Source organism: Ruminococcus intestinalis, from assembly GCF_014288065.1.
GTDB classification, from domain to species: domain Bacteria; phylum Bacillota; class Clostridia; order Oscillospirales; family Acutalibacteraceae; genus Ruminococcoides; species Ruminococcoides intestinale_A.
On the sequence record NZ_JACOPS010000001.1, the window covers coordinates 163210 to 175425 of the forward strand.

A 12216-nucleotide genomic window follows, 5' to 3' on the forward strand; every position below is an offset into this window, starting at 1 on the left:
TCTTATCCTTTCTTTCCCATTAGTTCTTGATCTATGGCAACCTTAGTTGCTCGATGGTAATCCCAGGCTCTGTGGACATAATAAAAAATGGGTTTATATACATCAAGAATTTGCTGCACACTATAATTAAGAATGTGGTTCATAGATTCCTGAAAATGCTGAGAGAAAATCTCATAACGCATCATACAGCCATTAAAAACATCACCATCTGTTTCATCCATGATGAATGTATGCTCATAAAGGGAATTGCAATCGTACGATAGATGCATATTAAGGTAATTAATAATCCTCGCTGCTCGTATTGCTTCCTCTTTATTATGTACAACTGGCTGGCCATAGTAAGACTGGCAGTACAAATATTCATCTTTAAAGCGAACACAAGTTTCAACACATCCACTAAATATTTCTGGAATTTCTGTGAATAGATACAATGTGTCTAACGATTCTATTTTTATAGGTCTGTTTTCTTCATTCAGATATCTGAATGGAATATTCTTTTCTTTTAAATATTGCAGGATTACTTTTTTAATTTCTTTTTTTAACATTGGTACCACCTCTACCTTTTTATACTTAATTATAATAATTTTAAATCATTTTTTGATTTAAATTATAGAAGCGATACTCGTTAACTAAAAAAGTTACAAATACTTCTTTTTCCTTTAAAGTCCAAGTTGTTTTTCTAAACAGACCACTGCAATAAAAAAGCTGTTGTGCAAAATAGATTCCTTTTATCTATACCACAACAGCCTTATATCATTATTCTGATTTATCTTTTTTGAGTTTTTTCAATGCTGTTTCTATTCTTTCTATTACTATCTTTTTTAACTGAGCCCCTTCTAAAATTTCTATACATTCGATGTATTGCATTACCCAAAATGAAAATGCATTCACATTTATATTGGGAAATTTTATTTTCAGCATTTTTACATTTTCTGACTTGTATTCGCCTTGAATTTCATATAAACCGTTTTGATTTAAATCATCATCTTTTGTCGCTCCGAACCAGTCAAAAATCTGTGTAAGTTGATCTGCTTTAAATCCTAACACGATAGTTTCTTTTTTACCAGAATAAAAATACGGATTTGAATAAATAAATTTTAGGGGGTTATTACTTTCCTCTACAACAGGTTTTACACTGCCTTCGTTATCCATAACTGTAATTTCTGACATTAAATCAATTCGGAAATAATAAAATTTCTTTACATTTTTTCCTATAAATGCCATCAAATAATATCTACCATTATTCATCATAATCCGAAATGGAGATACACATCTTTCTTGATTACCAATATTAAGTTTTACTTTCTTATTAATATAATCATAGAATGCTAATTTGAATTTAATTTTCTTATGCTTATTAATAGCTTGTTGTATTTTCGATACATTTTCCATAACATCAATTTCGTCAATTTTTCCATCAATATCTGAATTATTTAGTTCGAAAAGTTCTTCTTCAAAATCTCTTGCCTCATTCACAGCACCTTGTCCAAAAGTTTTGCTCAGTGCAACATAATATTCCCGTTTGATTGCCGGACCCAATATTTTTGAATATGTAACAGAATCTGCTAAATACTTTGCAAAAGTTGGAATATCTACAGTTTCAGCTATTTCTCCCAACTCTTTTTCATACCAGTATCCAATGATTTTCTTTCCTCGCTTTGTTCTCTTGAATCCTATCTTACTATCGCTTATAATTTTGTAACCATATTCATAATTCTTGTCCTCTTTTACTATATCCTTATCTATGTACTTATCTATTTCTTCTGTATTCTCGCCAATCAGTCTGCGTAGATTTCTTACTAATGTACCTTTAGTAGGTAGTGGGCTTCCTTCTGAAATGAATTTTTTTTCCATTATGGCATAGATTTCATTTATTTCGGAGGGCTCAAATTTAGTTCCATTTGTGGATTTTATAAAATCTATGCATTCTTGTTCTGTCAACTTCATTTCTTTGTATCCTTTCTGCCTGTTGAACTGTTCTATTAGATAATTTTCGCTTTATTTATATTATAATATACCTATTTACTAAAATTTTCAAATTGATTTTAGACGCAAATTGCAATAGCAAGTTGAAACAATTTTTTAAGAATATCATGTTCATTAAAGTAGATATTTGTAAGTCACCGCAGTAAGGAATGTTGTATCAAATATTTAAGTAGCGTATATTCTATCTAACTGAATTTCAAACAGCTCCTCAGGCGTGTGATAGTTAAGAATTTTTCTTGGCAGTCCATTGATTACATCTGAAAAGAATAGTATGTCTTCCGTCTTATAATCACTCATGCTCTTTCCTTTGTTTCGGGGCGTTCTTCAATACTTTTGCCCAGTATTTTTCTGCTTTTTCGAGTGCTGAGGATTTGGTGTTTCGCTTAAGCTTTTCAGGCAACTCTATGTTTTTGATTGGCAGTATACCTAAATCCACATAGTTGTAAAGAGTTTTAGTGCATACCATTTCATCAGAAGAAAACAGATTGTTTTCTTTGACATATCCGACACTGGCATCTAACGACCAACCTTTTTTGGTAAACATTTCGACTACATAATTGAGAAATTCAACACATTAAAGGCAACGGTAATTCTTTTTACTGTTTATTCTCTTGTCTTTGTATTTCTGTTCAGCAATATCAGGTTTATACCTTTTGACTTTGCCGTTATACAAATACACCGTTACGCTCTTTAATTCTTTATTGATTGTATTGTATGGGCGATGAAGTTCTTTGGCTATTTTGTAAACCGACCAGTGGTCTATATTAAGCCTGATTGATATATAGTAGCGTTCTTCTCTTGTTAAGTGTTGACCTTTCTTGTGCTTTGGTGTAAAATTAAGCATATCCATAGTGACGATTTTCTTTCGGATTTTTGTGTGGTAACTTAATTCTACTACGAAATCGTTTCTATGGATATTCTTTTTTATTGTTTCATCTTCATTTTACAATCTGCGATAAAATATTAGGGAAAAGTGATTATTTTTTAAAAAGTTTAGGTAATGAAAATTTTGAATTTGATGCGGAGGGTAAAGAAATCTATCCTAAGCGTATTTTAATATAAAAGCAAAAACAGCGCTAAGAAATATACGGCAATGAAAAATGTAGTTTGTAAAAACAGCCGTACAAGGGGAATATCCCGGCTTTACGGTGCAAACAGAACAGATTGATTTTCAGGCAGAATTGTACAGTTACAAAATTTACCGCAAAACCACATGAGTGATTTGGCGGTGCACGAAGTCTTGTAAAATGCGGAAATTATGACGCACTCAGTATTCTTTATGATAATATTTCTGACACACTTTCACAGCTTATCCGCACTGCTTTTATTCCACAGCTCGGCACATAACCGCTAAAACAGAATATGTTTAAGACAGTGTAATACTGTAAAACTTGAAACATCCTCATAGATTAAAAATTAAGGACCACCCAAGAAAAATAGGTGGTCCTTGATTTTAGAGAGATTTTATTTTTAAAGGAGTTAGAAATCAGCTCATTTTATTTGTTTATACCAAAAATATATTTTGTAGTTTGTGTATAGTTTTCGTTTGCTTTTAATATTGTCGTAGGAAAATTCTTGTGATTTACAGCATCGGGAAAGCCCTGGGTTTCAAGACAAAACGCTGGATTTTCTCCGTATGTTGCTGAATCCTTTCCCATATTGGACAAAACATCGACATAATTTGCTGTATATACATGAACACCTTTTTGAGAAGTATAGCATTTTAATGTGATTCCGCTATCAATACCCTCAGCTTCGGCTGCAAGCACAAATTCTTCATCAGAATGATTCAGCACAAACATATGATCAATACCGTTTGCAAAACCAATCTGCTTGTTTTTTCTGTCAATACCATTTCCAATTAACTTGGGTTCGGTAAAATCAAACGATGTATTCTTAACGGGAGTTATCTCTCCTGTGGGATTGAGGTTTGAATTTATCGGTATGAAGGAATTTGCATTTATTTTCAGCTTGTGATTTTCTGTAACTTTACCGCTTTTATGTCCGTTAAGATTAAAATATGAATGATTGGTTAGATTACATATTGTGTCTTTGTCAGAAACTGCCGACCATTTTATCGTAAGTGCATTTTCATCATCAAAGGTGTAGCGTACAAAGACCTTCATATTTCCGGGATAGCCCTCATCACCGTCGGGACTATCAAGCATAAATAGAACTGTATTTGGAACTTTATCATCAACTACCGCAAGCCACACTTTGCGGCTAAAGTTGTTAAATCCGCCGTGTAGATGGTTACTCCCATTGTTTACAGAGAGCTGATAATCTTCTCCGTTAAGAGTAAACTTGCCGTAAGCAATTCTTCCGCAACATCTTCCGACAGTAGCACCGAAGTATGTTCCGTCAAATTCATAACCGTCAATGTGCTCATAGCCGAGAACTACATCTCTAATACTACCGTTTTTGTCGGGAACTTTTATCGAAACGACACTTGCGCCTAAATCACATAATGTCACGCTTGCTCCGCTGTTATTTTCTATTGTATAAAGATGAGTGTTTTCACCTTTGGATGTAGGTTCAAAATTCACTACCCTTACCTTTGACATTTTAGCACTTCCTTTACTACAGAGTCTTTATAAATTTATCAAACGCCTTTTGTCCTTCAGGAGTTCTTTTGAATACACCTGCATCCAAAAGAACATTAAGGAACACCTTTCCTATCTCATTTTGAATTATTGAATCAACATTATTTTCATTGATTTCATCATACTGCGAAACAAATTCATTTACCCACTCGGAATGTTTGCTGATTTTCGGAATTTCACTTACATCCTTGTGATTAAGAATAGCATCCTTTAAAATAGCCATTTCATCTTTAAGCCTTGAGGGCAATACTGCAAGTCCCATAACTTCAATAAGGCCGATATTTTCTTTTTTAATATGATGCAAATTCGCATGAGGATGAAATACTCCCAGAGGATGCTCTTCACTTGTAATATTATTTCTGAGAACGAGGTCAATAACAAATTTTCCATCCTTTGTAAAAGCAATCGGAGTGATAGTGTTGTGAATTTCACCATCTGTTTCGGCAAAAATGCCAACATCTGCGTCCGTGTACGCTCTCCAACTCTTTAGAATATAAGAAGATAATGAAATAATGCTGTCCTTGTTTTTACCTGTCAATCTTACAACTGACATAGGCCACTTTACAATTCCGCACTCCACATCATCAAAGCCGTTAACAATAAACTTTCTTTCAACCTCTGCCCTATTAAGTGCAAAGCTGTATCTGCCACCCTGAAAATGTTCATGTGTAAGTATTGAACCGCCTACAATCGGTAAATCAGCATTCGAACCGATTATATAATGCGGAAACTGTGAAATAAAATCAAACAGTTTTCTGAATGTAGAATCATTGATTACCATTGGTGTATGCTCACCGTTAAACACAATACAATGTTCATTGTAATAAACATACGGAGAATATTGCATAAACCAGTTATCTCCGTCAATGGTGAGCGGAATAATTCTGTGATTATCTCTTGCAGGATGATTTACTCTTCCGGCATATCCTTCATTTTCCTTACAAAGCAAACATTTCGGATAGCCCGACTGTTTTTGAAGTTTTGCCGCTGCAATAGCTTTCGGATCTTTTTCAGGCTTTGAAAGATTTACAGTGATATCAATATCACCGTATTCGGTTGATGTTTTCCACTTTAAGTCTTTCTTAATACGATATCTTCTTATATAATCGGTATCGCAGCTGAATTTATAGTAGCTATCGGTTGCAAGTTTAGGAGAAACGCTATAATTCTGCCAAAATTCTCTTATTACTTCTGACGGTCGCTTAACAAGTGAAGCCATAAGTTTCACATCAAATAAGTCGCGATATGTTACTGTATTTTCGGGAATGATTCCTTTTTCGTATGCATAATCAAGAAGTCCCGACAAAATTTCTTCAAGAGTATCCTCGTTATCTGCTGTAAGGCAAGTACAATTGTCATCGGGTTCATCCATATGGAACAACGACAAAAGCCTATTTTGCGTGTAGATTATATCCTCTTTTTCAATAAGCCCTGTATTGATTCCGTATGAAACAAGTCTTAATATTAAGCCGTAAACGCTGTTCTTCATAAATACCGCCTCACTTACTATAGCCGTTTGGATGTGTTGAATGCCATTCCCACGCTGTTTTAATAATTGTTCCCAGATCATCATACTCAGGTTTCCAGCCAAGTACAGTTTTCGCCTTATCGCTTGACGCAATCAATACAGCAGGATCGCCGCTTCTTCTGCTTTCTTCAACAACCTTAATATCTTTCTGTGTAACTTCCTTTGCTTTTTCAATTACCTCACGGACAGAAAAACCTACACCGTTGCCAAGATTGAATATATCACTTTTACCGCCCTTCATAAGATATTCAACTGCAAGAATATGAGCCTGTGCAAGGTCAGTGACATGGATATAATCACGAATACAAGTTCCGTCAGATGTGGGATAATCAGTACCAAAAATACTTATGTGGTCACGGGTACCTTGTGCCGCTTGAAGAATAATCGGAATAAGGTGGGTTTCAGGATTATGTGCCTCACCGATTTTTCCGCTGATATGTGCTCCGCATGCATTGAAATATCTGAGAGAAACATATCTTAAACCATGTGCTTTTTCAACCCAATAGAACATTCTCTCCATGGATTTTTTTGTTTCTCCGTAGCAGTTTGTCGGATTTGTCGGATCGGTTTCAAGAATAGGAGTTCTCTCAGGCTCACCGTATGTTGCCGCTGTTGATGAAAATACAATCTTATCAATTCCGTGAGCAACCATTGACTGAAGCAAAACCTTTGTGCCGTTGAGGTTATTATCATAATATTTGAGAGGGTTGGTCATACTTTCACCGACAAGTGAATTGGCTGCAAAATGAATTACAGCATCAATACCTTTTTCTTTATCAAAAACGCTGTCAATTTCACTTCTGTTTCTGAGATCACCTTTATAAAATTTTGCTTTGGGATGAACCGCCTCGATATGACCTGTTTCAAGGTTATCGAATACAACAACCTCATTACCGCTTTCAATAAGTCTGTAAACTGTATGCGAACCGATATATCCGGCACCGCCTAAAACAAGAATTTTCATTTTGTCCTCCTTAATAAAAACAAAACCTACAAAATTACATTACTTTTATTCCGCCGTATTTTCTCACTTTGAGAACATGGCATGAGTTTTCTCCGAAAATTTTATTTATAAATTCTTTGTAATTACTTACAAATTCATTTTTGACAAACGCCTGAATTGTACCTGCAAATCCACCGCCGTGAACACGGCACACGCCGTAATTGCGAAGAAGGCTTTCGCTGAGTGCAAGGGCTACCGAGATGTTCTGATGTTGAATATCTCTTGTTGTATATACATTCTGAAGATACTTAAACGATGAATTACCGGATTTTCTGATTGCGTCAAGGAATTCAACAAACTTACCGTTTTCAAGTGACGAAACGGCATTTTTAACGTTATGCTCCTCATTAAAGAAATGAATTGCACGAAGTACCGGTCTGTCGCCAACAGCCTCACGAATTTCGTCAAGGTGAATATAAAATTCGTTTGAATCACAATCTCTCAGATAATCTTCTCCAAGAAAATTTGCAACCTTTTTCATTTCCGATGGAATCATAGCATAATCATCTGTAAGATCAACATGATCACCCTTTGTGTCAACAATACAAAGACTGTAATCATATTTTTCAAATTCGGTAGGTACTTTCTTAACAATTGGCTTTGTCGGATCTTTAAAGTCAATGTTAACCATTCCTCCGACTGAACAAGCCATTTGATCCATAAGTCCGCACGGCTTTTTGAAAAATACATTTTCAGCATACTGAGAAATCTGAGCAATCTCAACTGAATTTATTTTCATATCATTATATAAACCGGAAATAATAGTTCCGACAACTACCTCAAAAGCTGCTGACGATGAAAGTCCTGCACCAACAAGTACATCACTTGTTGCATAAGCATTGAATCCACCAATTTTGTATCCATGATCCTTAAGTCCACGAAGAACACCTCTGATGAGGCTGACCGTTGTGCCTGCCTCATCATTATTAACTTCGAGGTCATTTATATCGAGAGTAATCATATCATAACCGTCAGAAACAAATCTTACAACATCATTGTTATTCTTGGCCGACACAGCAATAGTATCAAGATTAATGGATGTTGCAAGCACCATTCCATGCTGGTGATCTGTATGATTACCGCAAACCTCACTTCTGCCGGGAGCACTGAATATTGCTACTTTATCAGGGCAATAAATTGTTTCATACTGCTCAATTGCATGAACATATCTTTTTTTCTGATAATCAATCATTGATGAATCTATATATATATCAGTGAAAAGATTATCAAATTCGCCGTTTGTAATTTTTTCAATTGCTGTTTTAGTATCAATCATTTTATTTACCTGCCTTTTCCGCAACTGTAGGAAGGAACATAGAAGGCTCTGTGTTACCGCTTTCATCAAGCTGTTGTGTCATATCAATCTTGCCTTCTCTTCTTGCACTGATTGTGTTTATAACCTTCTTCATCATACCGTCATTGAGTTTATATTTCTTTCTGTAAACAACATAAGCAATAAGCATACAAACCGCAGGAACAATGCACATAAGTGTACTGATTGATGCTACTGTTGCAAATGACTGTTCCTGTCCCGGAATATACTGTGTGCTTCCAAGTGCCGCGCCAATACCGAGTGCTGTAAGAGCTGCTGTGAATTTTACGATAAGCGTCTGGAGTGAGAATACAACGCCTTCATTTCTTGTTCCAAGCTTAAATTCACCGTAATCAACAACATCTGCAAGGAATACTGTTGCACAACCAAGTTCAAGACCTGTACCAAGTTTTACAATAACACCTGAGATTGATGTGAGCACAACATTGTGCGGAGCAAAAATACCTACGAGCAAAAGCATTACAAGACCAAATGCAGGTAAAAGACATGCAAGAAGGAACGAAGTTTTTCTTGAAAGAAATTTTGCAACCTTAGGGAATACGATAAGACCTACAACCTCTGCGATTGATGCGCTGATCATAAATGATGACATCATTCCTGCGTTGCCGCAAACATATTTGAAATAATATGTAGCAACACCCATAATGCACTGAATGCCGATGTTGTAAAGGAAGATAAGAGTTACTGCCCAACGAAGTTGATCATTCTTGCCGATGATTGAGAAAATATCTTTAAACTTAACTTTCTTTTCCGGAACAGAATCATCTCTCTTTTTCGGAAGATTGATTACTGTAATACCGATTGTAAGAATAAATACAATTGCAATTATGATTGCAAATCTGTGATAACCTGCCTGATTTGTTGTGCCGCCGCCGAGAGCCTCAATAATTTGAACACCAAAGCCTGCAATAACAAGTGACTGACCGATACTTGCAAAGATTCTCGGAAGTACCGAAACTTTTTCTCTCTCCTCAGGATTTGAAGTGAGGTTAGGAATAATTGACCAATAAGGAATATCCATAATTGTGTAAGTCATACCCCAGAGTATGTAAGCTGCTGTTGCAAATACGCAAAGTCCAACGCCATTGAGGTGGAAGTCTGTGAATAAAACAACAAATATAATTGAATTAACCAGCGTACCTATTACAAGCCATGGAATAAATTTACCCCATCTGCTGCGTGTGTTATCAACAATCATACCCATAAACAAATCATTAAAGGCATCCCATAACTTTGCAACAAAGAACATTACGCCGATAAATACCGGGTTGACCTTGATGATGTCTGTGAAATAAATCATTGAAAATGTGGCAATCATACCATAAATCATATCTTTGCCGAGGGCACCAAAAGCAAAGGTGTATTTGATTCTACCTGGGATTTTGCCATCAAGTCTTGGTTGTGATGATGTCTGTTTCATAATTTTTCCTCCTTTTAATTTTAAATGAAACGCCGTGACAACCTGCACAAAAGATTTCGCTATTATTTAATAATAATGTTTCTTTTGTTTTTATGTTAACTAAATTATACTTTTTGTTTCGTAAACTGTCAATAGTTTTTGGTAAACATTTTTGCTTCTCCGTTTTTTACTAAACACGACTTGATTTTTTGGTAATATTTCACTATAATGGTAGTGAGGTGATTCAATTGGCTACAATCAGAGATGTTGCCAAAAAGGCAAATGTATCAGTTGCTACTGTTTCAAGAGTGCTTAATAACGACGCTACCCTCAGCACCTCGCTTGAAACAAAGCAAAAAATATTTGCAGCAGCTAAAGAACTTAATTATGTAAAGAAAAAAAGGGTTACATCAGCACCTTCATGTCGCATTGGAATTCTACAATGGTTCTCTTTCAAACAGGAAATTGAAGATAATTATTACTTTTTGATGAGACAGGGTATCGAGGACTACTGTTCAAAAAATAATATAAGTATTGTACGAACATTTAAAACAGACAATGACTATCAGAATGTACTCTGCGATGTTGATGGCATAATCTGCCTCGGGAAGTTTAGTAAACAAGAAATAAAATTACTGCATTCATTGAATAATAAAATTGTTTTTCTTGATATGACCGTTGAGAATATTGAAATCACATCCGTATCGCTCGACTTTCGTCAGGCAGTGTCCGATGCAATTAAATATCTATATGATTTAGGACATAGAACAGTTGGCTTTATCGGAGGCATTGAACAGCTTGAGGACGGAACGATATTTCCTGATAAACGACTCAACACTTTCACAGACATTTGCGATGCACTAAACATTAAATATGATGGGTTTATTATGCAGGACAAATTTTCAACATCATCCGGTTATAAAATGATGTCAGAAATGATCAGCAAAGGAAATCTCCCCACAGCTATTTTTGCGGCAAGCGATCCTATTGCAATCGGTGCAATGAGAGCTCTGCAAGAAAACGGTTACAAAATTCCTGAGGATATTTCTGTTATGGGATTTGATAACACGGAGCTTTCGGGATATACAAACCCTCCGCTCACTACGGTAAACGCACCTGTATATGCAATGGGTATTTACGGCATTAGGCATTAGATTTATTTTGAATATGATGAAATCTAAAAGCACCGATTATCTTTCTCCTATGCGTGTCTATCTGCCTTGTCCAATAAAAGTTCGCAACTCATGTGCAAAACCTAAAAAATTATAATTATCGTCGTTATTAAACGATTATATGCTATAATAAATTATAATCGCAAATTGCAATAGCAAGTTGAAACAATAAAAATATCATATTCACTGAAGCAGAAATTTTGGAGTTATCGCAATAAGAAATGTTATCACAAACATTTAAGTAGCATATATTCTGTCCAATCGATTATCAAACAGTTCCTCGGTGTGTGATAGTTAAGAATTTTTCTTGGCAGTTCATTGATTACATCAGAAAAGAAGAGTATATCTTCTGCACTATAGTCATCTATGCTTTTCCCTTTAGGAATGAACCGTCTTAACATTTTGTTGTGACATTCATTAGTTCCTTTTTCACAAGATGTGTATGGATGAGTAAAATACACGGATATTCCGTTATTTTCTATGTTCGATAGATTGGCAAACTCAGAACCGTTGTCACCTGTGATACTTTTAAACACTTCGGATTTCTTAGTTCCAAAGCGATTAATCAGACTTTGTAGGGCTTCATCAATAGCCATTGATGAATGATCTTTTATTTTTATCCACAAAGACATTCGTGTTTTTCTTTCGACTATTGTCATTATGGCCGGCTCTGTATCTTTCTTTTTACCAAGCACACTGTCTATTTCCCAGTGACCGAATTCTTCCCTTAAATTCACTGTTTCGGGGCGTTCTTCAATACTTTTGCCCAGTTTTTTTCTGCTTTTTCGAGTGCTTGAGGATTAGATATTTCTTTTCAGCTTTTCCGGTAAATCTATGTTTTCGATTGGCAGTAATCCTAAATCCGCATAGTTGTAAAGTGTTTTGGTACATACCATTTCATCAGAAGAATAGAAACAGATATTGTATTCAATTAAAGACAAAACTGACTCCGCTTAAAAAAACGAAATCAGTTTGTTGCTTAAAATTTAATTATCTATTTTAGATAGTCTTTTTTTGTACTGTCCATACAAATTTAGAAAGTGTATTTTTTCTTACATATTTTTCCTAAGCAAAACCTTTATCACATAAAATACATCAGACAGAAACAGCACTCACACCGTAATGATGTGAGTGCTGTTTTTATTGTACTCGAGCTTCTTCCTGTAATTTGATGAGAAACAGCTTTGCATTG

General features: G+C 35.2%; 11 protein-coding genes and 2 pseudogenes. 2 read left to right on the plus strand and 11 right to left on the minus strand.

Annotated elements, in window-relative coordinates; all coding sequences use genetic code 11:
• Nucleotides 1–2: 2 nt before the first annotated feature.
• From H8R91_RS00800 to H8R91_RS00815, 4 genes are all read right to left on the minus strand, one after another.
• Nucleotides 3–545 carry a hypothetical protein gene (locus tag H8R91_RS00800; RefSeq protein ID WP_186934498.1) on the minus strand — a complete coding sequence of 181 codons (543 nt, stop codon included), beginning with the start codon at nucleotides 543–545 and terminating at the stop codon, nucleotides 3–5.
• Between the two features lie 211 nt (nucleotides 546–756).
• Complete coding sequence (locus tag H8R91_RS00805) at nucleotides 757–1947, minus strand: WYL domain-containing protein (RefSeq protein WP_186934499.1); 1191 nt, start codon at nucleotides 1945–1947, stop codon at nucleotides 757–759.
• A 328-nt stretch (nucleotides 1948–2275) separates the two neighbouring features.
• On the minus strand, nucleotides 2276–2530 hold the full coding sequence (locus tag H8R91_RS00810; protein WP_186934500.1) for a hypothetical protein: 255 nt from the start codon (nucleotides 2528–2530) through the stop codon (nucleotides 2276–2278).
• A 30-nt stretch (nucleotides 2531–2560) separates the two neighbouring features.
• Nucleotides 2561–2836 carry a helix-turn-helix domain-containing protein gene (locus tag H8R91_RS00815; protein ID WP_186934501.1) on the minus strand — a complete coding sequence of 92 codons (276 nt, stop codon included), beginning with the start codon at nucleotides 2834–2836 and terminating at the stop codon, nucleotides 2561–2563.
• A 213-nt stretch (nucleotides 2837–3049) separates the two neighbouring features.
• Between H8R91_RS00815 and H8R91_RS12005 the strand changes: the two are divergent.
• A pseudogene (locus H8R91_RS12005) lies at nucleotides 3050–3327 on the plus strand (hypothetical protein); the annotation flags it as partial.
• A 155-nt stretch (nucleotides 3328–3482) separates the two neighbouring features.
• Here H8R91_RS12005 and H8R91_RS00820 read toward each other — a convergent pair.
• The 5 genes from H8R91_RS00820 to melB are packed head-to-tail and all read right to left on the minus strand — an operon-like array spanning nucleotide 3483 to nucleotide 9873.
• Nucleotides 3483–4550: an aldose epimerase family protein gene (locus H8R91_RS00820; protein WP_186934502.1), complete on the minus strand. Its 1068-nt coding sequence runs from the start codon at nucleotides 4548–4550 to the stop codon at nucleotides 3483–3485.
• A 16-nt stretch (nucleotides 4551–4566) separates the two neighbouring features.
• Complete coding sequence (galT, locus tag H8R91_RS00825) at nucleotides 4567–6078, minus strand: UDP-glucose--hexose-1-phosphate uridylyltransferase (protein WP_186934503.1); 1512 nt, start codon at nucleotides 6076–6078, stop codon at nucleotides 4567–4569.
• Between the two features lie 10 nt (nucleotides 6079–6088).
• Nucleotides 6089–7081, minus strand: coding sequence for a UDP-glucose 4-epimerase GalE (gene galE / locus H8R91_RS00830; protein ID WP_178586092.1), 993 nt, complete (start codon nucleotides 7079–7081; stop codon nucleotides 6089–6091).
• A 34-nt stretch (nucleotides 7082–7115) separates the two neighbouring features.
• Nucleotides 7116–8396 (minus strand): galactokinase, encoded by a 1281-nt coding sequence (locus H8R91_RS00835; protein WP_186934504.1) that lies wholly within the window; start codon nucleotides 8394–8396, stop codon nucleotides 7116–7118.
• 1 nt (nucleotide 8397) lies between these two features.
• Nucleotides 8398–9873, minus strand: coding sequence for a melibiose:sodium transporter MelB (melB, locus tag H8R91_RS00840; protein ID WP_186934505.1), 1476 nt, complete (start codon nucleotides 9871–9873; stop codon nucleotides 8398–8400).
• A 227-nt stretch (nucleotides 9874–10100) separates the two neighbouring features.
• Here melB and H8R91_RS00845 point away from each other — a divergent pair, with 227 nt between their 5' ends.
• The gene (locus H8R91_RS00845; RefSeq protein WP_186934506.1) at nucleotides 10101–11006 is read left to right on the plus strand and encodes a LacI family DNA-binding transcriptional regulator; all 906 of its coding nucleotides are present in this window, start codon (nucleotides 10101–10103) and stop codon (nucleotides 11004–11006) included.
• Between the two features lie 245 nt (nucleotides 11007–11251).
• Here H8R91_RS00845 and H8R91_RS00850 read toward each other — a convergent pair.
• Nucleotides 11252–11797, minus strand: a pseudogene (locus H8R91_RS00850) (IS30 family transposase); the annotation flags it as partial.
• A gap of 27 nt (nucleotides 11798–11824) precedes the next feature.
• Nucleotides 11825–11965, minus strand: a complete 141-nt coding sequence (locus tag H8R91_RS00855) for a hypothetical protein (RefSeq protein WP_186934507.1) — start codon at nucleotides 11963–11965, stop codon at nucleotides 11825–11827.
• Nucleotides 11966–12216 lie beyond the last annotated feature (251 nt).

Excerpts from the sequence above, each read along its gene's own strand:
- H8R91_RS00800 (WP_186934498.1), bottom strand. The coding sequence starts at position 545 with ATGTTAAAAAAAGAAATTAAAAAAGTAATCCTGCAATATTTAAAAGAA.
- H8R91_RS00805 (WP_186934499.1), bottom strand. The coding sequence starts at position 1,947 with ATGAAGTTGACAGAACAAGAATGCATAGATTTTATAAAATCCACAAAT.
- H8R91_RS00810 (WP_186934500.1), bottom strand. The coding sequence starts at position 2,530 with ATGTTTACCAAAAAAGGTTGGTCGTTAGATGCCAGTGTCGGATATGTC.
- H8R91_RS00815 (WP_186934501.1), bottom strand. The coding sequence starts at position 2,836 with ATGGATATGCTTAATTTTACACCAAAGCACAAGAAAGGTCAACACTTA.
- H8R91_RS00820 (WP_186934502.1), bottom strand. The coding sequence starts at position 4,550 with ATGTCAAAGGTAAGGGTAGTGAATTTTGAACCTACATCCAAAGGTGAA.
- galT (WP_186934503.1), bottom strand. The coding sequence starts at position 6,078 with ATGAAGAACAGCGTTTACGGCTTAATATTAAGACTTGTTTCATACGGA.
- galE (WP_178586092.1), bottom strand. The coding sequence starts at position 7,081 with ATGAAAATTCTTGTTTTAGGCGGTGCCGGATATATCGGTTCGCATACA.
- H8R91_RS00835 (WP_186934504.1), bottom strand. The coding sequence starts at position 8,396 with ATGATTGATACTAAAACAGCAATTGAAAAAATTACAAACGGCGAATTT.
- melB (WP_186934505.1), bottom strand. The coding sequence starts at position 9,873 with ATGAAACAGACATCATCACAACCAAGACTTGATGGCAAAATCCCAGGT.